The sequence below is a fragment of the Delftia acidovorans SPH-1 genome, from assembly GCF_000018665.1.
Taxonomy (GTDB): domain Bacteria; phylum Pseudomonadota; class Gammaproteobacteria; order Burkholderiales; family Burkholderiaceae_C; genus Comamonas; species Comamonas acidovorans.
In genome coordinates this window covers 4,144,115-4,168,800 of sequence record NC_010002.1, presented here as the reverse complement: position 1 = coordinate 4,168,800, position 24,686 = coordinate 4,144,115, and the positions used below count along the sequence as shown (strand labels likewise).

The following is a 24,686-nucleotide window of genomic DNA, read 5'->3' as shown; positions in this document are numbered from 1 at the left end:
GTCTCAGGGCTGTGCCGCCTCCAGCTCGGCCAGCCTCACCGCCACAAAATCCCGCAACGCACGCACCAGCGGCGTGAACTGCCTGCGACTGGGGGCGACCAGGAACAGCGGCACGCACTCGGTCGTCCAGTCGGTGCACAGCGCAAGAAGGCGGCCCCGGGCCAGGTCCTCGGCCACGTCGAAATACGATTTGTAGGCAATCCCCCGCCCGGCCACGGCCCAGCGTCGCACGGCATCTCCGTCATTGGCCACATTGCGGCCGCGCACCCGGACATGGACGGGCTCAGGTACGGCAGCCCCCTGCCCTGCCGGCCAGAAGCTCCAGCGGTCGTGCACTTCCTCGCCCAGCATGAAGCATAGGCAGTCATGGCCGGCCAGGTCGTGGGGGGTGGCGGGTGCGCCGCGTTCCTGCAGATAGGAAGGCGCGGCGCAGAGCACGCGGCGGTGCGTGTCCGACAGCGGCAAGGCCACCAGGCTGGAATCCTGCGGCCTGCCATAGCGAAAAGCCGCGTCCACAGGCTCGCTGTAGACATTGGCAGCGCGGTCGGACAGGTGCAGGCGCAGATCCACGCCTGCATGCTGGCTCTGGAACTCGTCCAGCCAGGGCATGAGCACGTTGCGGCCCAGGTCGGAGGGGGCGGCCAGTTGCAGCGTGCCGCGCAAAGCGGCCTGGCCGCCAGCCAGCTGGTCGCGCACCTGGCGCAGGCCGGCCAGCGCGGGGCGGCAGTGCTCCAGAAACAGCTCGCCCTCCTGCGTGAGCCGCAGGCTGCGCGTGGAGCGCACGAACAGGGTCACGCCCAGCTCTGCCTCCAGCCGCTTGAGCGCTGCGCTGGCCGCAGCCGGGGTCAGGTCCAGGGCACGCGCAGTGGCCGAGAGGCTGCCGCTGTCTGCGGTGCGCACGAAGATATCCAGGTCTTGCAGGCTTTTCATGGGCATTCGCCAGGCTTTGATTTTCAAAAACTATTTGAAGCTTAGTCCAACGAGAAAGCCATTTGTCGTGCTTGCGCCAACTGGGCGCAGGGCCTGGGATGGAAGCCGGCTTCCATCCTTTGGCAGCGGATCTTGGCGCCGCGGCAACCGTAGTATGGTTGCCGCCATGCAGCTCAAACATTTCGCCGGTGCCCTGGCTGGCAGCCTTGTGTTCGCCACAGCCACGGCAGGGGTCACCGCAGCCAAGACCCCCTCCTATCCCGATGCCGATGCCAGCGACCCCGCAAAGCTGGGCTGGATGGTGGGCTCGCCGCCACCGCCGGACCGCATGCTGCGCTTCGACGACGGCTCCTATTTCCAGTTTCCCGCCATGCGCTGGAGCGTCTCGCACTTTCGCCAGCTCATGCCCACGGTGAATGTGTCGCGCGGCCTGGCGCCTGCAGCGCCGCTGGCCCAGGCGTTGCGCGAAGACATCGACGAGCTGCGCTTCACGCCATTGGGGGCCAGCCAGTCCATGACCTGGCGCGATTCGCTCAAGGCCAACTACACCGACGGCATCGTGGTGCTGCACAAAGGCCGCGTGATCTATGAGCGCTACTTCGGCGTGCTCAAGCCCGAAGGCCAGCACGGCGCCATGTCGGTGACCAAGTCCTTCGTCGGGACGCTGGCGGCCATGCTGGCTGCCGAGGGGCAGCTCGACCCCTCGCGCCGCGTGTCGGAGTACGTGCCCGAGCTGGCGGCCTCGGCCTTCGGCAACGCCACGGTGCGCCAACTCATGGACATGACCACGGGCATACGCTTCAGCGAAGACTATGCGGACCCGCAGGCCGAGGTCTGGGCGCATGCAGCGGCCGGCAACCCGCTGCCCAAGGCCAAGGACTACACCGGGCCGCGCAGCTACTACGAATTCCTGCAGACCGTGAAGCCCGAAGGCGTGCACGGCAAGGCCTTCGGCTACCGCACGGCCAACACCGATGCGCTGGGCTGGGTGCTGGCGCGCGTGAGCGGCCAATCGGTGGCCGATCTGCTGTCCGAGCGCATCTGGAGCCGCCTGGGCGCCGAGCAGGATGCCTACATGTCGGTGGACTCCACGGGCACGCCCTTTGCAGGCGGCGGTCTGAACCTGGGCCTGCGAGACCTGGCGCGCTTTGGCGAGATGCTGCGCAACCGGGGCCAGTTCAACGGCCAGCAGATCATTCCCGCAGCGGCCGTGGACGATATCCGCCGGGGCGGCGATGCGGCGGCCTTTGCCAAGGCCGGCTACAAGCTGCTGCCGGGCTGGACCTACCGCAACATGTGGTGGGTCACGCACAACGCCCATGGCGCCTTCGCCGCACGCGGCGTGCATGGCCAGACCGTCTACATCGATCCCAAGGCACAGATGGTGATTGCGCGCTTCGCCTCCCACCCGGTGGCTGGCAATGCGGCCAATGACCCGACCTCGCTGCCCGCCTACGAGGCGCTGGGCAGGCTGCTGGCGGGGGAACGCTGACAGTGCTGAAGCGCTGAAGGGGCGCGAATTTCCCGCATAGGCTTCGGCGGCCAGGGGGCACCGTCTGCAAGAATGCGTATTGTCAAGAAAATTTGCTAACGTATGTAGCATCTTCTTGCAATAAGTAATTCTTCTATGTTCCAGTCCCTGCGTGCGCGACTCATCGCGCTCAGCGTGGCCATCGTCACCGTGGCCATGCTGGCCCTGGCCATTGCCAACTTCCTCACGGTGCAGCGCCATGTGCTGTCCACCCTCGACGACCAGAGCCGCCAGCTCGTGAACGCCCAGGCCCAGGTACTGGGCGAATGGGTGGCGACCAAGCGCCTGCTGACCCATACCCTGGCGCAGGCGGTCGATACGCCGGAGCCGCGTGCCGTGGTCCAGGCTCTGCGCGACGGCGGCGGCTTCTCGGATGCCTACTTCGGCTACACCGACAAGCGCATGTTCTTCCTCAACGAGATGGCTGCCGACTACGACGTGACGGCCCGCCCCTGGTTCAGGCAGGCGCTCAAGGAAGGCCGCCCCATCGTGACGGCGCCCTATCTGTTTGTCTCTCCGCCCGAAGTGGGCGTGACCTTTGCCGAGCCCGTGGGCCCTGCCGGCAATCCCGTCGCCGTGGTCGGCACCGACGTGCTGCTCACCACCGTGGTGCGCACCGTGGGCGCCATCCGGCCCACGCCGGGCAGCTTTGCCTTCTTGGTGGATGAGGCGGGCGCCATCGTCACCCACCCCGATCCGGCACTCACGCTCAAGCCCGTCTCCGCGCTCTCGCCCCAGTTGCGTGCCGACGCAATCCAGGCCCTGCCCAAGGCGGACTCCGGCATGCGCACGGCCGTCGGCGGCAAGGACTTCCTGCTCTACGGCCAGGGCGTGCCCGGCACGAACTGGCAACTGGTGGTGGCCGTGCAGCGCGACGAGGCGCTGTCCGCGCTGGGTTCGCTGCTCAAGGTGTCGGGCGCCATCGTTGCCATTTCGCTGATCCTGGCGATTGCGCTGCTGGGCGCCGTCATCGCCCGCGTCACGCGCCGGCTGGCCGTGGTGCGCGATGCGCTGGAAGACATCGCCTCGGGTGACGGCGATCTCACGCGCCGCCTGTCGGTGCAAGGCAACGACGAACTGACGCAGATCGCACGCGCGTTCAACCACTTCACCGACAAGATCGCCTCGGTGCTGGTGCGCATCCGGGAATCGTCCGAGACCGTGCGCCATGCTTCCACCGAAATCGCCAGCGGCAACCAGGATCTGTCGGCACGCACCGAGCAGCAGGCCAGTTCGCTGGAGGAAACGGCTGCCGCCATGGAGCAGCTCACTGCCACCGTGCAGCACAACGCCGAGAATGCGCGCCAGGCGCGCCAGCTGGCCAGCAGCGCCTCGGACATCGCCACGCATGGCGGCACCGTGGTGGACCAGGTGGTTCGCACCATGGGCGGCATCGAGCAGTCCTCGCACCGCATTGCCGACATCATCGGCGTGATCGACTCCATTGCCTTCCAGACCAACATCCTGGCGCTGAACGCCGCCGTGGAAGCGGCCCGTGCCGGTGAGCAGGGCCGGGGCTTTGCCGTGGTGGCCTCCGAGGTGCGCACGCTGGCCCAGCGCAGCGCCACGGCCGCCAAGGAAATCAAGGCGCTGATCGACGACTCCGTGGGCCAGGTCGATGCCGGCAGCCGCCTGGTGCAGGACGCGGGCGCCACCATGGGCAAGGTGGTGGAAAGCGTGCAGCGCGTGACCGCCATCGTCACCGAGATCAGCAATGCCAGCCAGGAACAGAGCACGGGCATTGCCGAAATCGGGACCGCCGTCAGCCAGATGGACCAGTCCACCCAGCAGAACGCGGCCCTGGTCGAAGAGGCCACGGCCGCGGCGCAGTCGCTGCAGCAGCAGGCCGCGCAACTGGCGGACGTGGTGGCAGGCTTTCGGCTGGACAGCGAATCATCCCGGTCCAGAAGCATCGCCCTGCATAGGTGAAATCGGCACCGCACGGCAGGCAACCCACCGCCGTGCCCCACCGCCCTGCCCCGGCGGCGCCGGTCCGGTTACTGCAGCGCGATTGCGGCCTGCCGCACCAGCTTCTCCGTGCGGGGGACCTCGGTTTTGACGAAGGCCTCGAAGTCGGCAACGCTGCCGCCACGGGCTTCGGCGCCGGTGGCCACCAGGCGCTCGCGGAACTCAGGGGTGTTCAGCAGCTTGTTGATCTCGGTGTTGAGCCGGGAGACCACGGCCGGCGGCGTGCCGTGGCTGGCCACGATGCCGTACCACGGGGCGATGTCAAAGCCCGGATAGCCTTGTTCGGCAATCGTCGGGATGTCCGGGGCCATGGCGGCGCGGCTTGCGGTCGATACGCCCAGGGCGCGCAGCTTGCCGGCCTTCACCTGGGGCAAGGCGGTCATGATGGTGTCGAAGTACAGGGAGACCTGGCCCGATATCAAGGCCGGGATGGCCTCGGCCGCACCCTTGTAGGGCACATGCACTATGTCGATGCCGGCGGCCTGGCGCAGGAACTCGCCAGCCATGTGCGAGGTCGTGCCGGCCCCGAATGAGGCATAGGTCAGCTTGCCGGGGTTTGCCTTGGCATAGGCCACCATCTCAGCCAGCGTACTGAACGGCAGGGACGGGTTCGCCAGCAGCACATTGGGCGTGACCGCCACGATGGCCACCTTCTCGAAGGCGTCCGGGTTGTAGCTCAGCTTCTTGTAGAGAAAACGGTTGGTGACCATGGAGGCCGGCCCGCTCATCAGCAGGGTGTAGCCGTCGCCCGGGGCCCGGGCCGCGGTGTCGCTGCCGATCATGGCGGCGGCACCCGGCTTGTTTTCCACCAGCACGGGCTGCCCCAATGAAGTGCTCAGCCCGGCCCCCACTTGCCGGCTCAAAAGATCCGTGGCGGACCCGGCCTGAAAGGGGACGACGATGCGAATGGGCTTGCTGGGCCAGGCGCCGGCCCCCTGGGCAGAGGCTTGAGCGGATGCAACAAGGGCCAGGGCGGACAGCAGGGCCGTGGCCAGGGGAGTGCGGAGCGTTTGGAGGGGCATGGTCTTCATCAGGTTGGAGAGCAGGCATGGCGAAGGAACAGGTTCCGGCTGCCATGGGGAAAATGCATAGATATTTAGATATTTGTATCCAATCATGCAGAAGACTAGCAAGCAATAATCGAACCAGCTCTAGGGAAAACCGCCTCTTGCCATCACCTGCACAGGCATGGCTGCGTGAAAACCGGCACAAACGGGGTCCCGGGAGGCGCAGGCAGGTCCCCGTAGAATCGGCGGGCCCCTGCCCTGGGCGAAAGACACCGGATAAACCATGCTGACCGACCGACGCGCCTCGTTTGACACTGTCCATGCCACGGCACAGGAAGAGGCCTACCAACACATCAAGCGCGGCATACGCACGGGCGAACTGCGCCCGGGCATGCGGCTGGCACCGGATGACATCGCGGCCGAAATTGGCACCAGCCGCATGCCCGTGCGCGAGGCGCTGAACCGCCTTGCCACGGAAGGGCTGATCGTCAACCGCCCCAACCGTGGCTCGGTGGTCCGGGTGCTGACCGAAAAAGAGGTGCGCGAGGTGTTCGCCATGCGTTCGGTGCTGGAGGGCCTGGCAGCCACCCTGGCGGCCGAGAACGTGACCACCAATGACATCCACGATCTGGAGCAGTTGCTGCAGCGCATGCACCGCAGCGGCCTGAATGCATCGGAATGGATCACGGCGCACCGCCAGTTCCACGAGCGCCTGTGCACCATTGCCGACGCTCCCCAGCTGATGCGGCAGATCGCGTCCCTGCACTCAGTCTCCGAGCCCCTGATGCGGGTGTGGCTGGAGGGCAAGCCATCGACGGACTACGTGCACGACAGGCACGAAGAACTCATAGGCGCATTGAAGGCCAGGGATGGCGCAAAGGTGGAGGCCCTGATGCGCGCCCACATCCTGCGCACGCTTCCAGGCATCCTCCAGGCGAACCAGGCCGACTGAAATCTGCGCTGAAATCCGCACTGAAAGCCGCGCCGGCCCCTTCGCTGTCACGAAGCCTGGAGCCAGCGCGCAGGCTGCCGTCCGTCAGGAGCGGTTGGCGCCCATGGCGCAGCCGTCCTTGCGGTGGTCGGATGCGCCGTGCAGCACACCGTTGTCCCAATCCACCCGGATGGCCTGGGCGCCGCCGATGGCAGGATAGCCGGGCGCCACCAACTGGTAGCCCTGCTGCTCCAACGCCTGCGCGACATGCTGCGGCAAGGTGCTTTCAACCTCGACCTTGTCGGTGCCGGGAATGGGGAACAGCCGGGGCAGATCGCTGGCAGCCTGGATATCGCAGCCGTAGTCGATCACCTTGGACAGAAAGTGCGCATGGCCCATGGCCTGGTAGTGGCCGCCCATCACGCCGAACACCAGCTCCACGCGGCCATCCTTCGTGGTCATGCCGGGGATGATGGTGTGCAGGGGCCGTTTGCCGGGCCCGATGCAATTGGGGTGGCTCTCAGCCAGTTCAAAGCTCTGGCCCCGGTTGTGCAGCAGCACGCCTGATTTGGGCGCCATCAGGCCGGAGCCGAAGGGGTGGAAGATCGAGTTGATGAAGCTGGCGCAGTTGCGATCCTTGTCCACCACCGAGATGTAGACCGTGTCCTTGTGCTCCGCTGCCGCATTGGTCGCCGGGGTCTTGAAATGCTCCGGGAACTCGCCGTTGCGCAGCTGGGCGGCCAGCTCCTGCGACAGCAGATAGTCGACGTCCACATCGGCAAAGCGCGGATCGGCCAGCAGCGCATCCCGCACCCGGTAGGCCATGCGCGTGGCATCGATCTCGGCCTTCAGCCGCTCGGGCGAGAGCGGGTCCGTGCCCGGCTCCAGGCCCTGCAGAATGTTCAGCAGCAGCAGGGCAATGATGCCTTGGCCCGGAGGCGGGCACTCGTGCACCACATGGTCTCGGAACCTGCTCTTGACCGGCTGCACGAACTCGCCACGATAGGTGGAGAAGTCCTCAAGCGTGTGCACGCCACCGAGGCTGCGCAGATAGGAGACGATGTCCTGCGCGACCTCTCCCTCGTAGAAGCCGGCGCGGCCCTGCTCGGCGATTTTGCGCAAGGTGGCGCCCAACTGCGGCTGGCGGTGAACCGATCCGATGGCCGGTGCCTGGCCATCGACCAGCATGATGTCGCGCGCAGTGGTGGCGGCCAGCAGTTGCGTGTGCATGGCCCAGTCGGTGCCGGCGCGCGGCGCCACGGCATAGCCTTGCTCGGCGAAGCGGATGGCATCTTCCAGAAGGCGGCCCATGGGCAGCCGGCCGAACCGCTCCGTCAAGGCGACCCAGGCGTCCACGGCGCCAGGCACCGTGACCACGTAGGGCGACTGGCGGCGCAATTGCTTTTCCTCGCCCGAGGCAAGAACGGCCTTCAGGGAGGTGGCCTGGGGCGCCCAGCCGGCGCCGTTGTAGGCCGTGATCCGGTCGGAGCCCTTCTCGCTGTACAGCGCAAAGCAGTCTCCTCCAATGCCGGTGGAGCCAGGCTCCACCACGCACTGGACCGCACAGGCCGCGACGGCGGCATCCATGGCGGTGCCGCCGGCCTCCAGGACGCGAACAGCGGCCTGGGTGGCGGCCGGGTGCGAGGTTGCCGCCATGCCGTGCGTGGACATGACGACGGAACGGCCAGGATTCTGGAAATTACGCATAACGGTTCTTCTTCCTTGTGTTGCTGGGACTTGGATTTCGGGCAATGAATTGGGGGGCCGGGGGGCTGCCAACGCTGCTTGCAGCGGACCGCCATCGACGCAGGGCGCGATGGCAGCCTCGAGATTACCGTATCCTGATATCTTTGTATCCAATTTTTCCAAAGATACCCAAGCAATCACCATGCCTGGATTGGCCGTACACAATGCACCATCAGAGTGCGCCCTGGACCCTGACAGCCAAACCTAGAATGACGACCGGGCTCCGCCCACCCCAGAACCATCACCATGCCGCCACTTGCCACCCCCTCGCCCGATGCGGCACAGACCAGTGCCCACGAAGAGGCCTACCAACACCTCTCTCATGGCATCCGCATGGGGCTGCTGAAGCCGGGCGACAGGCTGGTGGCCGATGACATTGCCAACTCCATCGGCATGAGCCGCATGCCGGTCCGCGAGGCCTTGCGCCGGCTGACTGCGGAAGGCCTGTTGGTCATGCCGCCGAACCGGGGCGCGATCGTGCGGGAGCTTTCCGAGAGCGAGGTCATCGAGGTTTTCGAGATGCGTGCCGTGCTCGAAGGCCTGGCCGCAGCCATGGCCGCCAGGCGCTGCACCCAGGCGGATGTGGACGACCTGCAGGACCTGCTTTTGAAAATGAAGCGTTGCGAGAGTGACCAGTCGGAATGGATCACGGTGCACCGGCGCTTTCACGAGCGCTTTTGCCGCATCAGCGCAGCCCCGCGCCTGTGCGAGCAGATCTCGGCCCTGCATTCGGTGGTCGAGCCGCTGATGCGGATCTGGCTGGAAAACAACGAGCCCTCGCCGAAGTTGCAGGAGCACCACCAGCAACTGGTGGCCAGCCTGCAGGCCGGTGACCCTGATCGGCTGGAGCGCGAAGTGCGCGCGCATGTGCGTGGAACGGTAGACAGCATCACGCAGGCCATGCGCAGACATCGGCCGCCCCAAGGCAAATCGCGCGCCAAGGCCTGACCTTGGCCTGGGCGATACGCCCTAGCCTCTTCTGTCCTTGAGGCGCGTCATGGAGCGGCGCGCCGCGGACAGGCTGCCGCGCCGGCCCAGCGAAAGCCCCGTGCCGGCATCCGGCAAGGCACCGCCAGCGGCCAATCGCTGCTGCGCCTCCAGCAGGCTGCGCAGGTCCGCCGCACGCTCCTGCGCCAGGGCGGCCGCATTCTGGGCGGTCTGCAGCTGGGAGTGCAGGCTCAACTGCTCCTCCTCACTCTTTTCATAGCGGCCTTGCAGCTCTGCAAGGCGAGTCGTTGCCTTGCGCTCCTGCTCGGTGGCTGTCTTGCGCGCAGCCGCCAGTTCCTGGCGTGCACGGTCCACTTCGTTGAGCATGTGGCGCTCATTGCCTGCGTATTGCTCGGCCATGCGCTGGCGTTCCAGCGCAGCAGACTGCATTTCCTCGCCATGCTTTTGCTGCAGCGCCTCGCGCTGGCGGGCCGCTTCGGCCAGCGCATCGCGCATTTCCTCCAGACGCTCGTCGCGGTCCTGCAGCTGCTGCTGCATTTCGTCCAGCCGGCGCGACAAGTCCTGTGACTGCGCCTGGGCCACTTGCAGGGCCTGGTCCATGGCCTCTTTCTGCGCCTGCATGGACGCCTCGCGCCGCGCCATTTGCTCTTGCTGCTCCTGCAGCTCGGCCTGCGTGGCCTGCGCCGCTTCCTCGCGCGATTGCAGCGCGGCGCGGGCGGCCTCCATGGCGGCTTCCTGGGCAGCGTCCCACAGTTGCTGCGCCAGGCGCTGAACGGGATCGGGCACCGACGAGGGCAGCCGCTCGCCCTGCCCTGCCGCCACGCCCAGGCGCTGGCCCAGGGTGGCAAACCAGGTCTCCAGCATCGGGCTGACGGTATTTGGCGAGCCTCGGCCGATTTGCTGGCGCACGCGCTCGATGGTCGGCCGCAAGCCCTGGGCGATCAAGGCGTCTGCCGCGGCCCAGACATCGGCTTCCTGCACGCCGCGGGTGGATGTTTTCTGCATATCGTGAACTATTTTCCAGATTACCAACGATAAGTGATTGTTATCGTGACTTATTTTAATATTGCGTAATACATCATATGTGCCATGTATTAAATATTACATATGAAATTTTCATACAGTATGGATACGCACATTACACGGCTTTGCCCAGGCAAAAAGCCGCTGCAGCCTCTGGAAAGCTTGGAAACTGAACTTTGCATGGCCTGCATGGCCTGCATGGCCTGCATGGCCTGCATGGCCGCAGGCTCCGCGGCGGGCAGCCATGTTGCGCCGAGCGACAATCCACGGATGCGCAACGGCCCCTCTTCGCTGATTCCCCAAGACCAGCCTCTGGAAGACACAAAGCAAGGCAGCACCCTGCCCTCCGCTGGGCTGGAGCCTGCCTCCCAGCAGGCCGTGCGCGAGTTGCTGCGCGAGGGCGAATCCACCAACACCAGAAACAGCTACCAGAGTGCGATGCGCTACTGGGCCGCCTGGCATGCGCTGCGCTTTGAGCGGCAGATGCAGCTGCCGCTGGATGTGGCCTGCGTGCTGCAGTTCATCATCGACCACGCCCAGCGGCAGACCGGCGCGGGCCTGGCCAGTGAAATGCCGGCGCACATGGACCGCGCCCTGGTCGAGGCCGGATACAAGGCCCGCGAAGGCCCCCTGTCGCACAACACGCTGGTGCACCGCATGGCGGTGCTTTCCAAGGCCCATCAGGTGCACGGTTTGGCCAATCCTTGCCAGGACGGCGCGGTGCGCGAGCTGATGTCGCGCACGCGCAAGGCCTATGCGCGGCGCGGCGAGCAGCCGGCCAAAAAGGATGCGCTGACGCGCGACCTGCTGGAGCAATTGCTGCAGACCTGCGATGACAGCCTGCGCGGCCGCCGTGACCGCGCCCTGCTGCTGTTCGCCTGGTCCAGCGGCGGGCGCCGCCGCTCGGAGGTGGCCGGGGCCGACATGCGCCACCTGCGCGCCGTGGGGCCGCAGGAATTCATCTACACGCTGGCGCACTCCAAGACCAACCAGTCCGGGCGGGATGTGCCCGAGAACCACAAGCCCGTGACCGGGCGCGCGGCCCAGGCGCTGGCCGATTGGCTGCGTGCCGCCGCCATACAGGAAGGGCCGATCTTCCGGCGCATCCGCAAGGGCGGCCATGTGGGCGAGCCCCTGTCGCCGGCGGCCGTGCGCGACATCGTGAAGCAGCGCTGCGCGCTGGCGGGCGTGGAAGGAGATTTTTCGGCGCATTCCCTGCGCTCGGGCTTTGTGACCGAGGCCGGGCGCCAGAACGTGCCCCTGCCCGACACCATGGCGCTGACGGGGCACAGCAGCGTCAATACGGTGCTGGGCTATTTCCGTGCGGATTCCGCGTTGAGCAACCGTGCGGCCCGGCTGCTCGATGCCGGCGACGACGATGCGGCCGCCGCCGTGCAAGGCAGCGGCCGGCCGCAGTCCTGAGCCGCTGGCTCAAAAGAGCTCAAAAGCTCAAAAAGCTCACTCCTGTACCGAGGTCCGCGTGCCGCTCAGGCCCAGCTTGCGCAGCAGCGTGGTGTCGGCTTCCACATCGGGGTTGCCGGTGACCAGCAGCTTGTCCCCGTAGAAGATGGAATTGGCGCCAGCCATGAAGCACAGGGCCTGCACGGCGTCGCCCAGTTGCTGCCGGCCCGCCGACAGGCGCACGCGCGCCGTGGGCATGGTGATGCGCGCCACCGCGATCACGCGCACGAAGTCCAGCGGATCGACAGGCTCGCTGTCCGCCAGCGGCGTGCCGGGCACGCGCACCAGGCTGTTGATGGGCACGGATTCGGGATGGGGGTTGAGATTGGCCAGCTGGGCGATCAGGCCCGCGCGGTGCACAGGCGCCTCGCCCATGCCGATGATGCCGCCGCAGCACACGCTGATGCCCGCGCCGCGCACGGCCTTGAGCGTGTCCAGGCGATCCTGGTACTGGCGCGTGCTGACCACGTCCTGGTAGTACTCGGGCGCGGTGTCCAGGTTGTGGTTGTAGTAGTCCAGGCCCGCTTCGCGCAGCGACTGCGCCTGATGTGGCTGGAGCATGCCCAGCGTGGCGCAGGTCTGCATGCCCAGACCCTTCACGGCGCCGATCAGCTCGTTCATCTTCTCGATGTCGCGGTCCTTGGGCGCGCGCCAGGCCGCGCCCATGCAAAAGCGCGTGGCGCCCGCGTCCTTGGCGGCCTGGGCGGCCCGCGTGACTTCGTCCACGCTCATGAGCTTTTCCGCCTTGACGCCGGTATCGAACTCGGCCGCCTGTGGGCAGTAGCCACAGTTCTCCGGGCATCCGCCCGTCTTGACCGACAGCAGCGTGGCCAGCTCGATGTCGCCCGCAGGCCAGTGCTCGCGGTGCACGCTCTGGGCCTGGAACATCAGGTCCATGAAGGGCTTGTCCAGCAGTTCCTGGATGGCCTGCACGCTCCAGGCGCCTTCAAACGGCAGCGTGTCGCTTTTGGAGGGGCGTGCGTGCCATTGCAATGGGCTGCCGGCCGCAGGCTGTGCGGAGGTGGCGGAAGTCGTTGGGGTGGTGCTGCAGGCGGTCATCAAAAACTCCTCTGTGGGTCTGCTTTTTTCATTCTGATGAGCAAAAAAAGCCTTGGGAATGAAAAAGCCGGCTCCTTGGCAAAAATAGTTGCTCTATTTTCATGGCCTGCAAAAAGAGCGAACTTCGCTTATTTTTGAGCGATGTTCGCGGCGTTTTGGCAGAAGTTTTTCTGCCTGCATGCTTCATGCTGCAAGCGCGCAGCCATTGGCGGCCAACATCGCTCAATTGTCCGATGCAGGCCGAAAAAGATGTGCAAGCGGGCGCCGGCCTTGATTCCCAATACCTGCCAGATGCCTCTCCAAAACGACCACAATGGGTGCCCGCCGTCGTCGCCACGGCGGTTTTCATTGCCACGGCCCGTGCTTCCACCCGCTTTCCACCACTTTCCCCCGATTCGCTCCGATGTCCCTGCGCTCCCTGGAATTTCCCACCGATCACGGCCAACCGCTGCTGCTGTCGCGCGAGCAGCAGGCCATCCTGGCGCATGAGGGACGTTCGGCCATCGTGGCGGCGCTGGCAGGCGTGGGCAAGACGACCACGCTGGCCTGCAAGGTGGTTCAGGCCTGCCGCAGCGGCCAGGCCCAGCGCATCCTGGTGCTGGCCTATTCGCGCTCCGGCGTGGCGGCCTTTCACCACCGGCTCAAGCAACTGGTGCGCGAAGTGCCGCCCCAGGTACAGATCACCACGGTGGAGCGCTGGGCGGCCCAGCAGATCCGCCGCCGCGACCCTGCGGCCCGCTTTCTGGCCGACCGCGTGGCACTGCAGGCCCGTGTGCGCGAGGCACATGCCGCGCTGTGCGAGCGGCTGGCCTGGCAGCCCGACCCTTTGTTCGAGCAGCCCGGCGATCTGGATCTGGACGCCTTCTGGGACTTCAACCTCAGCGCCAAGAAGTCGTTGATGCCCCAGCGCCTGGCCGAGGAAGGCATGGGACTGGCCAGTTTCTGCGAGGAGTATTTGCTCGACTACCGCATGGCCGGCCTGTTCTTCGAGTACGAGCGCCGCCGCATCGACCACTGCGGCGACCCGCTGTACTACGCCGAAGGCGACTGCAGCCATGCACTGGCCAGCGACGCCCTGCAGGGCCAGGCGCTGGATCTGCCGCGCTACGACCTGGTGGTGTTCGATGAGATGCATGACCTGGACCCGGCCTCGCTGCAACTGCTGCGCGCCCTGGTCGGAACCAGCGGCTGCGCCTTCCTGGGCGCAGGCGATTTCAACCAGCACATCGAGGCACAGGCCTGGTCCGTGTTCCGCGACAAGCTCCACCAGCTCGATGACTTCCTGCCCCAGGCCACGGCCACGCTGGCGCTGACCCAGTCGCGGCGCTTTGGCCCGCAGATCGCCAAGGCGGTCAATGCGCTGTTCAACGTTGGCCTGACTGCGGCGCCCACGCGCTTCAGCACCGTGCAGCAACTGCAGCACACCGATGACAGCCAGTGCATTGACCAGCTGCTGCAGATCCAGGCCGGTCTGGCACGCGGCACGCCAACGGCGGCGCCGGGTGAGCTCCCGTCGCCCGGCGCGCGCAATCCCTCGCTGACCGTGATCCTGCGCCATGAGCAAGATGCCTGCGCGCTGGAATGGGCCATCCACCGCGCCGGCAAGTCCGCCAGCTTCTACGGCTTCAAGCGTTTTTACCTGCAGCGCGAGATTGCCCTGCTGCTGGGCCTTTGCTATGCACATGGCATGCAGGCGCTGTCATGGAAGGCCGAGGTCAGCGTGCTGGGCAGCGAGATCCTGGCGGCCTTTGTGGAAGGTGCGCTTTTCTACGGCAAGGGCAGCGTGGATGGTGCCGACATGGCCGATCCGTCAAGCCGCCATACGCTGGCCCAGCGCATGGCGGGCGAGATGCTGCACAACCCGCAGATCATCTGGCGATTCCTGGGAAACCAGTCCAGCCTGCAGGGCGGGCAACGCAACTTCCAGGCCTTTGGCAGCTTCTTGCAACTGCCCCTGGCGCTTCAGTCAGACGCACGCAGCCTGCTGGAGCAGGCCGATGTCTGGGGCCTTTTTGCGGGCGTGGCCCTGTCGCAGGCCCAGACGGCGGCCTTGCGTCAGCGCGTGAAGGCTTTCATGGATTCGGTGGCGGGCATGGCCGTGCCCGACATGCTGGTCCAGGTGGCCGCCATGGCCACGCGCTTCGAACGAACCGTGCGGGCCGAGCGCGGCTTCGACTTTCATCTGAGCACCATCGAGGAAGCCAAGGGCAAGGAATACGAGCATGTCGCCCTGCCCTTCATGGAGCCTGGCCGCTTTCCGGCCTCGGCCCCGCACGCGCTGGCCTTTCTGGAGCGCAACCGCCTGTACGTGGCCATGACGCGCGCCCGAAAAAGGCTGTGGCTGCTGGAGCATGCCGAGCGGCGCGTCCAGCCTTTCGCCTGAAGGCGTCTCAGCCCAGGGCGGCGATCACCTCGGCCGGCGCCTGCACCAGCTCGATCAGCACGCCCTCGCCAGCGATCGGAAACTCGTCATTGCTCTTGGGGTGAAGAAAGCAGATGTCGTAGCCGGCCGCGCCCTGGCGGATGCCGCCGGGCGCAAAGCGCACGCCCTGTGCCGTCAGCCACTGCACGGCCAGCGGCAAGTCGTCGATCCACAGGCCGATATGGTTCAGCGGCGTGGTGTGGACGGCGGGCTTCCTGTCGATGTCCAGCGGCTGCATGATGTCCACCTCGACCTTGTGCGCGCCCTGGCCCATGGCCAGGATGTCTTCGTCCACGTTCTCGCGCTCGCTCTGGAATGTGCCGGTCTGGGTCAGACCCAGCATGTCCACCCACAGGCGCTTCATGCGCTGCTTGTCGGTGCCGCCTATGGCCACCTGCTGTATGCCCAGAACCCGGAAAGGACGCTGTTCGCTTGCCACTGTCTCACTCCTGTTGATTTATGAAGAATCACATTGTGGAGCCAATCCGCAAGGCCGCAGCCCATCGCACAGGCGGCTCAGAACTCCCCCAGCACCCAGCCGCTGATCACCGCAAAGTACTCGCGCAGCCAGGCGTTGGCGCGGATCGTCACGGGCGTGGGCGCACCCACGGTGAAGGCCTGGCCGTAGCCGCTGCGCTCGGCTATCCAGCCGGCGCGCAGGGTGTGGAAGTCGCTGGTGACGATGGCGATTGCCGCCTGCGGCTCCACCCCGCGCGCCTGCAGCAGGGGCAGGCTCCAGGCCAGGTTCAGCGCCGTGCTGGTGCTGCGCTCCTCCATCAGCAGGCGCTCGGGTGGCAGGCCGTGGCGCTGCTGCAGATAGCGCGCCATGATGGCGCCCTCGCTCTCGCTTTCCCCAAAGTCCACCCCGCCGCTGGTGAGCACCAGCGCCTTGGGCTGGCGGGCGGCCAGCTCGGCAGCGCGGTCCAGCCGCTGGGCCAGCGTGAGCGACGGCTGGCCGTCACGCGTGGCACTGCCCAGCACCACGATGGCCTGCACCGGCTGGTCCGGTGGCAACCCGGACGAGGCGGACAGCAGGTGCGCCCAGAACACCAGCAGGCTGACCAGCCACATCGCCAACGCCGCCCAGCCCAGCCACCAGGCGCGCCGCAGCCAGGCACTGGCGCGCAGCCTGCGCGCAATGGCCGAGCGCCAGAGGCTGCAGGCCATGAACAGCAGGCCCAGCACCGCTGGCAGCGTCACGCCCAGATTGAACATGCCGCGCGCCATCAGCACCACGGCATCGCCCAGCAGCACGGCGCCAGTGATCAGGCCCAGCCACTGCAAGGGCCCCAGCCGCCGCAAGCCCGCGACGGCGTCACGTCCGGGCACTGGCCCGGGCGCGGGAGAGAGCTTGTGCAACAAGCGCCCTCAGTTCCAACGCTGGTTCGGGCCGCCGGCGCAGGACCACACGATCACGGGCTGGCCCGGCCGGGCATTGCCGCCTTCGATGTCCAGGCACTTGTTGGCAAAGCGGCTGCGGATCTGGCCACGGCTCCAGTCCCATTTCTGGTTGGGCTGGTTGCGGCATTGCCAGGCAATCACCCGCGCACCATTGCGGGTGTTGCCATCGGCCACGTCCAGGCACAGGTCGCCCACGCGCATCTCGCCATCACGCGTCAACGTGAAGCGCTGATTCTCACCGCCGCTGCAGTGGTAGACGATGAGCCCATTGCCTGGGCGAAGCCCCCCGGATATATCCAGGCACAGCCCGTTCTGGCCCCGCACCTCCCGTCCGCCCCACGAGGGATAGCCGGGCTGCTGGCCCGGATAGCGGTCATCGTTCCACTGGTCGTCGCGGTCACGCTCGCGGTCCTTGTCGCGCTTGTTCGCCAAAATGGCGGCGCCGGCAATGGCTGCCACGGCGGCACCGGCGATCCATGCTCCCGTGTTGTCGCTCCCGCCTTCCTGGCCTTGCGCGCCCTGGGGCAGGCCGGTCAGGATGCGGAAACGCCCGCCGCAGCCGCCCTTGACCCACATCTCCCGGCGGCCCAGGTCATAGCCCCAGTTCTGGTTGTAGCTGCAGTTGCCAGCCAAGGTCTCGACCAGTTGTACCTGCTGCGCATCGTCGGGCAGGCTGTAGGTCTGGTAGCGGCCATTGGACATGAGTTGCACCGTCTCTTCGCCCGCAAGCGCAGGCACGGCCGGGGCAATGAAGCTGCTGGCCAGCAGGACGGAAATGCATTTCTTGATTTGCATGGGATTTCTCGGGCTGCGTTGATCTGAGGGGCGGCCGCATTGCGCACGGCACTCGACTGCGAGCCCAGCATGAACCCGGCTTCCCTCGACAAGCCATGGAGTTTAGCCAAGCATTTTGTAGGAACAGGGCGAAACCACACCGCACGGCCACTCATGGCAGGCGTTCAATGATCCGGAGGCAAAAAAAAGAGACGGAGGGCAGGCCGCACATGGCTTGTGCATGCATCCTGTCTCGGATTCGCTGCGGGTAACAAAACCATACATATGATCACGAGTTCGACATACAAGGAGCCAATTCATGATCATCGGGATTGACCTGGGCAGTACCAATAGCCTGGCTGCAGCATGGCAGGATGGGAAAGCAGTTCTGATTCCCAATGCCCTGGGCGATTTCATGACGCCTTCCTGCGTCAGTCTGGATGATGATGGAAGCGTGCTGGTAGGCCGTGCGGCGCGGGAACGTCTGCAGACCCATCCGGAACGCACTGCCGCAAATTTCAAGCGTTTCATGGGCAGCAACAAGGGGGTGCATTTGGGGGATCGACAGTTTCGCCCGGAGGAGCTGTCGTCACTGGTGCTGCGGGCACTCAAGGCCGACGCCGAGGCATTCCTGGGCCAGCCCATTGAGGAGGCTGTAATCACCGTACCGGCCTATTTTTCGGATGCGCAGCGCAAGGCCACGCGAGCGGCTGGACAGCTTGCAGGCCTGCGCGTCGAGCGGCTGCTCAATGAACCCACTGCCGCCGCCATGGCTTATGGCCTGCACCAACAGGACGCTGAAACCCGCTTCCTGGTCTTCGACCTTGGCGGCGGGACATTCGATGTCTCCATCCTGGAGATGTTCGATGGCGTAATGGAGGTGCGCGCATCAGCCGGAGACAACTTTCTGGGAGGAGAGGACTTCCTGCAAGCTCTGGTCGATCTCTTCATTGAGCGTCAGGCGCTGTCCGGAGACCTACTGAAGGATCGACGCTTCATGCAGCGGCTCCAGGCTGAGGCCGAGCGTGCCAAGAGGGCGCTGAGCGACCAGCCGAGCACCTCCATCCGTCTGGAGCACGAGGGCCGCATCCTGGAGATGCCGCTGGATGAAGCGCTTTTGGAGCAAGCCTGCAGAAGCTTGCTTCAGCGGCTGCGCATGCCGGTCGAGAGAACGCTGCGCGATGCCAACCTTCGAAGCGCCATGCTCGACAACATCGTGCTCGCCGGAGGGGCCACCCGCATGCCGGTGGTGAGGCGCCTTGCAACAACGATGTTTGGCCGGTTTCCTGCGATCGATTTCAATCCTGATGAAGTCGTGGCACTGGGTGCCGCGGTGCAGGCAGGGCTCAAAGCCAAGGATGCTGCGCTCAGGGAAGTTGTGATGACGGATGTCTGTCCCTACTCGCTGGGGGTGGCAGTCAGCAAACGCATGCCGGATGGCTCCACGATCCAGGGGCACTTCGACCCTGTCATCGAGCGCAACACTACCGTGCCTGTCAGCAGGGTCAACAACTATGTGCCGACTTCCCCGTACCAGTCGTTCATCGACCTCGAGGTTTACCAAGGGGAGTCCCGCATGGTCCGCGACAACATTCATCTTGGCGATTTGCGCATTGAATTGCCTGGATTGGCTCTCGAAGATTCTTGCGTGGATGTGCGCTTCACCTACGACGTCAATGGATTGCTGCAGGTTGAAGCCAAAGTACTCAAGACGAACCGGACATTCAGCCTGCTCATCGAAGGAAATCCCGGCGTGCTGTCGGAAGAGGACATCGTTGAACGCCTGGCTGCGATGGATGCGTTGAAGATCCATCCTCGCGACACCATCGAAAACCGCACCACGCTGGCGCGGGCCGAGCGCGTCTATGCACAGATGCGCGGCAATGCCAGGCAGTGGCTGAGTGAGCAGATTCTTCAGTTCGAAGCCAGCCTGGCAACCCAGGACTCCCGTGTGGCGAACAAGGCACGTGCGCTCTTGGACGAACAGCTCTCCCATCTGGAGCGCAGTGCAGCGGTGCTGGCTGATGATGCAACCTGACCCGCCGACAGCGACGTACATGCCTCTTCCCTTTCTTGCTCGGCTGGGTCTGGATCTCAACGCTGACGAGCGCGCGATTCGTCGTGCCTATGCCCGCGCACTCAAGGAAATTGACCAGGAAACAGACCTTGACGGTTTTCAGGCACTGCGGGAGTCCTATCAGGCCGCGCTTGCCTGGCATGCCCAGCGCCGTCCTGAAACGGCAATCCCACCCTCAAGTTCAGACAGCAAGGAAGACGCACCGCACTCGCGAAACTCGTCCGACGCGCATATCGATACGGGGAATACGCCTTCCCGCAAGGCAGACCCTGCATATTCCGCCCGCACCATCGACCATGCCCGGCAGATAGCGCACGCACTGCTGGCAGACCTGCGCAAAAAGCTGGCAGCCGGGTGGCCCCAAGACCGTACTGCTGTCAGCATCTGGCTGAACGAGGTTCTGAAGGACCAGCGCCTGATCGACATGGATGCGCGCCACTTCTTTGAATGGGGCATGGCAGCCCTCCTGGCTGAGGGCTGGCAACCCCGCAAGGAGTTCCTGTTCGGCCCTGCGATAGATTGCTTTGGCTGGAAGCAAGACCGTGGCCGCCTTGCAGCATTTGGCCACGCCGGGGCCGTCGTGGCATCCGCCATTGGCGAACTGGAGTTCTTCGACACCAGGCCAAAGCACGTACGGGTAGCGCAAAAGGAATTGATCCAGGGTCTGCGCGAAAGCAGCAAGCCGCCGACATCGACCCTCTTGAAGCACAGGGCCACGTTGCGGGATGTCGTCCAACACTACCCTCACTGGCTGCACGTCATCACCGACACACGCAATGCGAAGCGCTGGCTTGAGTGGGCAGATCAGATACCGCGATGGCGTCAACGACTGGCTCCCAGCGCCTCGTCCAGTACGAGCGAGAGAAAAGGTGGAAATTTCTGGTTTGGCTGGATTTTTCTTCTCGTGCTTGTCCTGTCAACACTGGGGAAGATCTCCGCGCTCGTGAACTCATCTGGGCCATCCGTGCCGAGGCACAGCCCTCCCTTGACCACTCAGTCGTTCGCACCGCCTGCGGCTGCAACTGACGGCACTGCCTCCAGCTTTACCAGAATCGTCAAGGACTTGCCTGCCTCAAGCGCGGCGCCTGTCCCCCTTCCCCTGGACGATGACTCCCTCAAACTGCCGCCTGCGGCCGAGCTTCCTCGGCATCTGCAGGCTCCGCGCCTGGCTTATCCGGAGCAGGCCAAGCGCCTGCGACAAGAGGGCAGGGTCGTGATCAAGGCGCGAATTGATCCTGACGGCAAGATTCGTCGTGCAGAAATAGACCAAAGCTCAAGCCACGCCATCCTGGACGAAGCAGCGATGGCCGCCGTGTTGAAGGCTTCCTTCATTGCGGCGAAAGACAGCTCAGGCGCATCGGTCCCCAGCGTCATCAAGATTCCTATCAAATTTGAGCTCGGCAACTAGAACGTGTTACGGGCCTGCGGAGGGAATGCGTGCCTGCTTCGATCAAGTTCCTGTAAACCGCGCCACCCCCGCCCGAAACTCCCCACTCCCATAAACCACCGACACCAGATCCTCATCATCCAGCCGCTGCTCCACGACGATGCGCCTCAGGCTTTCCTTGACTGCTGACTGGGTGGTTGCCGACAAGGCCATGAGCTGCTCGGCCAGCGCCTGTGCCTGGGCTTGCAATTGATCTGCCGGCACCACCGCATGCACGAACCCGCAGGCCTCGGCCTGCCCGGCTGACAGGTAGTCCGCCAGCAGCAGCATGCGCTTGACGCGTGGCACGCCCAGGCTGGCCAGCAGGCGCGCGATGTTGCGTGATGACAGCGTGTTGGACAGCGTCTTGGCAATCGGCGCACCGAAGCGCGAGCCCGTGCTGCAGATGCGAAAGTCGCATGCCGTGGCCAGGGCCAGGCCGCCGCCGACGGCCCAGCCGTCGATGACGGCGATGGTGGGCACGGCGATGCGCTCCACGGCGTCGATCACGCGCTCCACGAATGCTTCGTAGGCAATGCCTTGCTGCCCGTCATGGAAGTCCTTGAAGTAGGCGATGTCCGTGCCCGAGATGAAGGATTTGCCGCCCGCACCGCGCAGCATCACGCAGCGGATGGCCGGGTCGGCCTGGCAGCGCTCCAAGGCCGTGAGCAATGCCTCGTACATGGGCATGCTCATGGCGTTGTGGCGTTCGGGGCGGTCGATGAGGATCTCGGCCGCGCCCCCGGCGTGAACGGCCAGCGCCACGGATTCATGCAGGGCCGGGCTCATGCGGCGGCCTTCAGTGCCTGGAGCTCGGCCATGATTTCTGCGTTGTGCTCGCCCAGCAGCGGCGGATGGCGGCGCACCTGCTGGGGCGTGCCGAGCATCTTGACGGGAAAGCCGATGTTCTTGACCTTGCCTTCGATGGGATGGTCGATCTCCATGCACATGCCGCGGTGCTGGCCGTGTTCACCCTCGAAGGCCTGCGGATAGGTGAGCAGCGGGCCTGCGGGAATGCCTGCCTCCAGCATGCGGTCCACCCAGTCGGCGCTGTCGTGGTGGGCGAATTCCGCTTCCAGCTCGCCTATCAGCGCCTCGCGGTGCTTCAGGCGCAGCGCCACGGTGGCGTAGTCCGGATGTTCGACCAGGTCCGCGCGCTCGATCAGCGCGCACAGCCTGGCCCAGAGCTTCTGGTTGGTGGCGCCCATGACGAAGTAGCCATCGCGTGCCTTCACGGCCTGATAGGGGGCGCTCATCTTGTTGCTGGTGCCCAGCGGCGCGGGCGGCACGCCGGTGCCCCAGTATTCGGACATGTCCCAGATCGAGAAAGCCATGGCCGAGTCGAACAGCGAGGCGTCTATGTGCTGGCCCTGCCCTGTCTTCTGCGCGCCGATGTAGGCGGCCAGCAGTCCGTAGGTGGCGAACAGTGCGCAACCGATGTCGGCCACGGGCACGCCGGCCTTGACGGGCTTCTCTCCCTTGTAGCCGGTGACGCTCATCACGCCCGACATGGCCTGGGCCATGAGGTCGAACCCCGGCCGCTGGGCCCAGGGGCCGCTTTGGCCGAAGCCCGAGATGCTGACATAGACGATGCGCGGGTTGATGCGGCGAATGCTTTCATAGTCGATCTTCAGGCGCTGGACCACGCCTGGCCGGTAGTTCTCCACGATGACATCGGCTGTCGTGGCCAGCTGGTAGAAGGCCTCACGCCCCTCCTCGCTCTTGAGGTCCAGCGTCAGCGACCGCTTGTTGCGGTTCATGTTAAGAAAGCCCATGCTGTCCGGGCCCTTCATCTTGAAGCCCATGGCGCCGCGCGTCTGGTCGCCGGTGCCCGGAGGCTCGACCTTGATGACATCGGCGCCGAGGTCGGCCAGCAGCATGCAGGCAAATGGGCCGGCCATGACCTGGCTGACGTCGAGCACGCGGATGCCTTGCAGGGGCAGCTGCAGCGGGTTGGATTGGGGATTGCTCATGCCGGGTCCTCAGCTTTCTTCGGTGATTTTTGCGGCGCGCACCACGTCGCCCCACTTCTTGTATTCGGCAGCCATGAAGGCCGCGAACTTGTCAACGGAGCCGCCACCGTCCTCCACGCCGTATCCGTCGAAGCGGCTGACCACGTCGGGCATGGCCAGCACGCGGTTGATGTCGGCATTGATGCGCTGGGCCAGTTCCCTGGACATGTCGCGCGGGCCGACAACGCCGTACCAGCTTGATGCGTCAAAGCCCTTGAAGCCCTGCTCGTCCATGGTGGGCATGGCCGGGAATCCCTTGGCACGGTTCACGCGGGTCTGGGCGATGCCCAGCATTTTTCCTGCGCGGACCTGGGCAGTGGCGGCCGTCATGGTGTCGAAGCTGAAGTCGATCTGTCCTCCGATCAGGTCGGTCTGCATGGGGCCGGACCCTTTGTAGGGAACGTGGATGCTCTTGACACCTGCCGCCATGTTGAACATCTCGGCCGCAAGGTGCTGCACCGAACCTGTGCCCGAAGAGCCGAAGCTGACCTTGCCGGGGCTTTTGCGGCACAGCTCCACCACTTCCTGCACCGAGGCATGGCCGTTCCTGCTGCTGGTCACCAGGATGTGGGGTGTTGCGCCGATCAGGGCGATGGGCGCGTAGTCCTTGAGCGGGTCATAGGTGATGGATCTGAAGATCTGCGGCGAGATGGCGTGCGTGTTCACATGGGCCATCAGCAGGTTGATGCCTTCTGTGAAGCGGGTCTTGGCAAAGTATTCGGCCGCCAGCGAGCCCGTGGCGCCGGGCTTGTTCTCCACGATCACGGGCCGGCCCCAGATCTCGGACAGCTTCTGGCCCACGATGCGCGCGAACACGTCGGTGCCGCCGCCCGGCGCCCAGCCAACCAGGATCTTGACGGGCCCCTTGGGCAGGTCGGAGGGCGGGGGCGCGGCCCCTGCCCAGGGTGCGGCCAGCGCGGTGGCGCCGGCCGCGATGAAGTCGCGGCGTTTCATGTTTGTCTCCTGCACATCGTTGTTGTGCAGTCACTGTCGCCGGGCACCGATATCGCGGCAAGCCTGTGTGCCACATGCCTGGTTTCGCAATCTGCGAAACCAGGAGGGTCAGATCGCGCGTTCGCCCTGCAGCAGGGCGGCGACGACGTTGCGCAGCGCCTGTTCCTGGGCCTGGCCTTCGATGAAGGACAGCACGTAGCTGCGCTCGTGCCAATCGCCTTCCAGGGTGGCCCAACCCAGGTCGGGCTCAGGGTGGAAGCTGCGCAGCACACCGGGTGGCATCAGTCCCACACCCAATCCTTCGCGCACCAGGGCCAGCATGGTGTCGAAGCCGCTGACGGCGAAATCGTTGCGGAACACCCTGCCCCGGCTGCGGTGGGCGCGCCGCAAAGCGGCCAGGATGGCCGAGCCCCGGCCCAGGCTGACGATGGGGCAGTCCAGCAACTGGTCCAGCATCACAGGCTCGACGGCAAAGCTGAAATGCCTGCGGCTGTAGACCAGCACCAGGCTGTCCTTGCGGTAGTCGGAGCGTGGCAGATCCACGAAGCCGCTGGTCTTCTCGAAGATGCCGATGTCGATGACCTTGTCGCGCAGCAGTTGCTGGACGATGCGGCTGTTCTCCTCCATCACCTGCAGCGTGATGTGGGGATAGCGGCGCTGGGTGACGGCGATGTCGGTGGCCAGGAACTGCAGGATGGCGGATTTGGGGGCGCCGATGATGATGCGGCCGTCGCGCCCGCGGCCCAGCGCCTGGGCGTCGGCTTCCAGCCGCTCCACCAGGTTGCCTATCTGGCGGATATGGGCCAGCAGCTTGAGGCCAGGCTCGGTGGCGCGCACTCCATGGGGCTGCCGCTTGAACAGCCTGGCGCCCAGTTGCTGCTCCAGGTCACTGAGCCGCCGCGAGGCCGCTGCCACCGCCAGTTGCAGCCTGTCGGCCGCGCGCGAAATGCTGCCCTCCTCGGCAATCGCAAGCACAAGCTGCACGGTGGTGGAGTCGATCTTCATCATGGCGGCAA

The 24,686-nt window shown here is 65.5% G+C and carries 21 protein-coding genes; 8 read left to right on the top strand and 13 right to left on the bottom strand.

Annotation, left to right across the window (positions count from 1 at the left end; translation table 11 throughout):
- Nucleotides 1-3 precede the first annotated feature (3 nt).
- Nucleotides 4-930 (bottom strand): LysR family transcriptional regulator, encoded by a 927-nt coding sequence (locus tag DACI_RS19035; RefSeq protein WP_179217879.1) that lies wholly within the window; start codon nt 928-930, stop codon nt 4-6.
- Nucleotides 931-1,096: 166 nt separating this feature from the next.
- On the opposite strand from DACI_RS19035, the gene DACI_RS19030 reads away from it, so the two are divergent.
- Both DACI_RS19030 and DACI_RS19025 read left to right on the top strand, forming a co-directional pair.
- Nucleotides 1,097-2,422 carry a serine hydrolase domain-containing protein gene (locus DACI_RS19030; protein ID WP_192812291.1) on the top strand — a complete coding sequence of 442 codons (1,326 nt, stop codon included), beginning with the start codon at nt 1,097-1,099 and terminating at the stop codon, nt 2,420-2,422.
- Between the two features lie 135 nt (nt 2,423-2,557).
- Nucleotides 2,558-4,390, top strand: coding sequence for a methyl-accepting chemotaxis protein (locus DACI_RS19025; RefSeq protein WP_012205612.1), 1,833 nt, complete (start codon nt 2,558-2,560; stop codon nt 4,388-4,390).
- 68 nt (nt 4,391-4,458) lie between these two features.
- On the opposite strand, the gene DACI_RS19020 is transcribed toward DACI_RS19025, so the two are convergent.
- The gene (locus tag DACI_RS19020) at nt 4,459-5,451 is read right to left on the bottom strand and encodes a Bug family tripartite tricarboxylate transporter substrate binding protein (protein ID WP_043783529.1); all 993 of its coding nucleotides are present in this window, start codon (nt 5,449-5,451) and stop codon (nt 4,459-4,461) included.
- 268 nt (nt 5,452-5,719) lie between these two features.
- Between DACI_RS19020 and DACI_RS19015 the strand changes: the two genes are divergently transcribed.
- On the top strand, nt 5,720-6,388 hold the full coding sequence (locus DACI_RS19015; RefSeq protein WP_012205610.1) for a GntR family transcriptional regulator: 669 nt from the start codon (nt 5,720-5,722) through the stop codon (nt 6,386-6,388).
- Nucleotides 6,389-6,472: 84 nt separating this feature from the next.
- Here the strand turns inward: DACI_RS19015 and DACI_RS19010 are convergent, their stop codons facing one another.
- Entirely contained in the window at nt 6,473-8,074 is a 1,602-nt protein-coding gene (locus DACI_RS19010; protein ID WP_012205609.1) for a gamma-glutamyltransferase family protein, read from the bottom strand.
- Between the two features lie 285 nt (nt 8,075-8,359).
- On the opposite strand from DACI_RS19010, the gene DACI_RS19005 reads away from it, so the two are divergent.
- The gene (locus tag DACI_RS19005; protein ID WP_012205608.1) at nt 8,360-9,061 is read left to right on the top strand and encodes a GntR family transcriptional regulator; all 702 of its coding nucleotides are present in this window, start codon (nt 8,360-8,362) and stop codon (nt 9,059-9,061) included.
- A 21-nt stretch (nt 9,062-9,082) separates the two neighbouring features.
- On the opposite strand, the gene DACI_RS19000 is transcribed toward DACI_RS19005, so the two are convergent.
- Nucleotides 9,083-10,066, bottom strand: a complete 984-nt coding sequence (locus DACI_RS19000; protein WP_012205607.1) for a DNA-binding protein — start codon at nt 10,064-10,066, stop codon at nt 9,083-9,085.
- 288 nt (nt 10,067-10,354) lie between these two features.
- On the opposite strand from DACI_RS19000, the gene DACI_RS18995 reads away from it, so the two are divergent.
- Complete coding sequence (locus DACI_RS18995; RefSeq protein ID WP_012205606.1) at nt 10,355-11,506, top strand: site-specific integrase; 1,152 nt, start codon at nt 10,355-10,357, stop codon at nt 11,504-11,506.
- Between the two features lie 36 nt (nt 11,507-11,542).
- Here DACI_RS18995 and bioB read toward each other — a convergent pair whose 3' ends face one another.
- Nucleotides 11,543-12,604 (bottom strand): biotin synthase BioB, encoded by a 1,062-nt coding sequence (gene bioB, locus DACI_RS18990; RefSeq protein ID WP_012205605.1) that lies wholly within the window; start codon nt 12,602-12,604, stop codon nt 11,543-11,545.
- 28 nt (nt 12,605-12,632) lie between these two features.
- Nucleotides 12,633-12,959, bottom strand: coding sequence for a hypothetical protein (locus DACI_RS32140; RefSeq protein ID WP_157059682.1), 327 nt, complete (start codon nt 12,957-12,959; stop codon nt 12,633-12,635).
- 48 nt (nt 12,960-13,007) lie between these two features.
- Between DACI_RS32140 and DACI_RS18985 the strand changes: the two genes are divergently transcribed.
- Nucleotides 13,008-14,987, top strand: coding sequence for a UvrD-helicase domain-containing protein (locus tag DACI_RS18985; protein WP_043781966.1), 1,980 nt, complete (start codon nt 13,008-13,010; stop codon nt 14,985-14,987).
- Nucleotides 14,988-14,994: 7 nt separating this feature from the next.
- Here the strand turns inward: DACI_RS18985 and DACI_RS18980 are convergent, their stop codons facing one another.
- The 3 genes from DACI_RS18980 to DACI_RS18970 all read right to left on the bottom strand — a co-directional run bounded on the left by DACI_RS18980 (nt 14,995) and on the right by DACI_RS18970 (nt 17,222).
- Nucleotides 14,995-15,465 (bottom strand): VOC family protein, encoded by a 471-nt coding sequence (locus DACI_RS18980; protein WP_012205603.1) that lies wholly within the window; start codon nt 15,463-15,465, stop codon nt 14,995-14,997.
- A gap of 77 nt (nt 15,466-15,542) precedes the next feature.
- Nucleotides 15,543-16,385, bottom strand: coding sequence for a YdcF family protein (locus tag DACI_RS18975; protein WP_012205602.1), 843 nt, complete (start codon nt 16,383-16,385; stop codon nt 15,543-15,545).
- Between the two features lie 9 nt (nt 16,386-16,394).
- Nucleotides 16,395-17,222 carry a lectin gene (locus tag DACI_RS18970; RefSeq protein WP_012205601.1) on the bottom strand — a complete coding sequence of 276 codons (828 nt, stop codon included), beginning with the start codon at nt 17,220-17,222 and terminating at the stop codon, nt 16,395-16,397.
- Between the two features lie 298 nt (nt 17,223-17,520).
- Here DACI_RS18970 and DACI_RS18965 point away from each other — a divergent pair, with 298 nt between their 5' ends.
- Together DACI_RS18965 and DACI_RS18960 are read left to right on the top strand one after the other, a co-directional pair.
- Nucleotides 17,521-19,239, top strand: coding sequence for an Hsp70 family protein (locus DACI_RS18965; protein WP_012205600.1), 1,719 nt, complete (start codon nt 17,521-17,523; stop codon nt 19,237-19,239).
- A complete protein-coding gene (locus tag DACI_RS18960; RefSeq protein WP_080518209.1) occupies nt 19,226-20,686 on the top strand; it encodes an energy transducer TonB in 1,461 nt (486 codons plus the stop codon). Before DACI_RS18965 ends, DACI_RS18960 begins: the two co-directional genes overlap by 14 nt.
- 42 nt (nt 20,687-20,728) lie before the next feature.
- Here DACI_RS18960 and DACI_RS18955 read toward each other — a convergent pair whose 3' ends face one another.
- The 4 genes from DACI_RS18955 to DACI_RS18940 all read right to left on the bottom strand — a co-directional run bounded on the left by DACI_RS18955 (nt 20,729) and on the right by DACI_RS18940 (nt 24,678).
- Nucleotides 20,729-21,493 (bottom strand): enoyl-CoA hydratase, encoded by a 765-nt coding sequence (locus DACI_RS18955; protein WP_012205598.1) that lies wholly within the window; start codon nt 21,491-21,493, stop codon nt 20,729-20,731.
- Nucleotides 21,490-22,677, bottom strand: coding sequence for a CaiB/BaiF CoA transferase family protein (locus DACI_RS18950; RefSeq protein ID WP_012205597.1), 1,188 nt, complete (start codon nt 22,675-22,677; stop codon nt 21,490-21,492). The genes DACI_RS18955 and DACI_RS18950 overlap by 4 nt, the downstream gene beginning before the upstream one ends.
- Nucleotides 22,678-22,686: 9 nt before the next feature.
- Nucleotides 22,687-23,670, bottom strand: a complete 984-nt coding sequence (locus tag DACI_RS18945) for a Bug family tripartite tricarboxylate transporter substrate binding protein (protein ID WP_012205596.1) — start codon at nt 23,668-23,670, stop codon at nt 22,687-22,689.
- Nucleotides 23,671-23,778: 108 nt separating this feature from the next.
- Nucleotides 23,779-24,678, bottom strand: coding sequence for a LysR family transcriptional regulator (locus tag DACI_RS18940; RefSeq protein ID WP_012205595.1), 900 nt, complete (start codon nt 24,676-24,678; stop codon nt 23,779-23,781).
- Nucleotides 24,679-24,686 lie beyond the last annotated feature (8 nt).

Coding starts and splice junctions, on each gene's coding strand:
- DACI_RS18940 (WP_012205595.1), bottom strand. CDS start 24,678: ATGATGAAGATCGACTCCACCACCGTGCAGCTTGTGCTTGCGATTGCC.
- DACI_RS19005 (WP_012205608.1), top strand. CDS start 8,360: ATGCCGCCACTTGCCACCCCCTCGCCCGATGCGGCACAGACCAGTGCC.
- bioB (WP_012205605.1), bottom strand. CDS start 12,604: ATGACCGCCTGCAGCACCACCCCAACGACTTCCGCCACCTCCGCACAG.
- DACI_RS18985 (WP_043781966.1), top strand. CDS start 13,008: ATGTCCCTGCGCTCCCTGGAATTTCCCACCGATCACGGCCAACCGCTG.
- DACI_RS18970 (WP_012205601.1), bottom strand. CDS start 17,222: ATGCAAATCAAGAAATGCATTTCCGTCCTGCTGGCCAGCAGCTTCATT.
- DACI_RS18945 (WP_012205596.1), bottom strand. CDS start 23,670: ATGAAACGCCGCGACTTCATCGCGGCCGGCGCCACCGCGCTGGCCGCA.
- DACI_RS18960 (WP_080518209.1), top strand. CDS start 19,226: ATGATGCAACCTGACCCGCCGACAGCGACGTACATGCCTCTTCCCTTT.
- DACI_RS18955 (WP_012205598.1), bottom strand. CDS start 21,493: ATGAGCCCGGCCCTGCATGAATCCGTGGCGCTGGCCGTTCACGCCGGG.
- DACI_RS19000 (WP_012205607.1), bottom strand. CDS start 10,066: ATGCAGAAAACATCCACCCGCGGCGTGCAGGAAGCCGATGTCTGGGCC.
- DACI_RS19035 (WP_179217879.1), bottom strand. CDS start 930: ATGAAAAGCCTGCAAGACCTGGATATCTTCGTGCGCACCGCAGACAGC.
- DACI_RS19015 (WP_012205610.1), top strand. CDS start 5,720: ATGCTGACCGACCGACGCGCCTCGTTTGACACTGTCCATGCCACGGCA.
- DACI_RS19010 (WP_012205609.1), bottom strand. CDS start 8,074: ATGCGTAATTTCCAGAATCCTGGCCGTTCCGTCGTCATGTCCACGCAC.
- DACI_RS18950 (WP_012205597.1), bottom strand. CDS start 22,677: ATGAGCAATCCCCAATCCAACCCGCTGCAGCTGCCCCTGCAAGGCATC.
- DACI_RS19020 (WP_043783529.1), bottom strand. CDS start 5,451: ATGCCCCTCCAAACGCTCCGCACTCCCCTGGCCACGGCCCTGCTGTCC.
- DACI_RS19030 (WP_192812291.1), top strand. CDS start 1,097: ATGCAGCTCAAACATTTCGCCGGTGCCCTGGCTGGCAGCCTTGTGTTC.
- DACI_RS19025 (WP_012205612.1), top strand. CDS start 2,558: ATGTTCCAGTCCCTGCGTGCGCGACTCATCGCGCTCAGCGTGGCCATC.
- DACI_RS18995 (WP_012205606.1), top strand. CDS start 10,355: ATGCGCAACGGCCCCTCTTCGCTGATTCCCCAAGACCAGCCTCTGGAA.
- DACI_RS18965 (WP_012205600.1), top strand. CDS start 17,521: ATGATCATCGGGATTGACCTGGGCAGTACCAATAGCCTGGCTGCAGCA.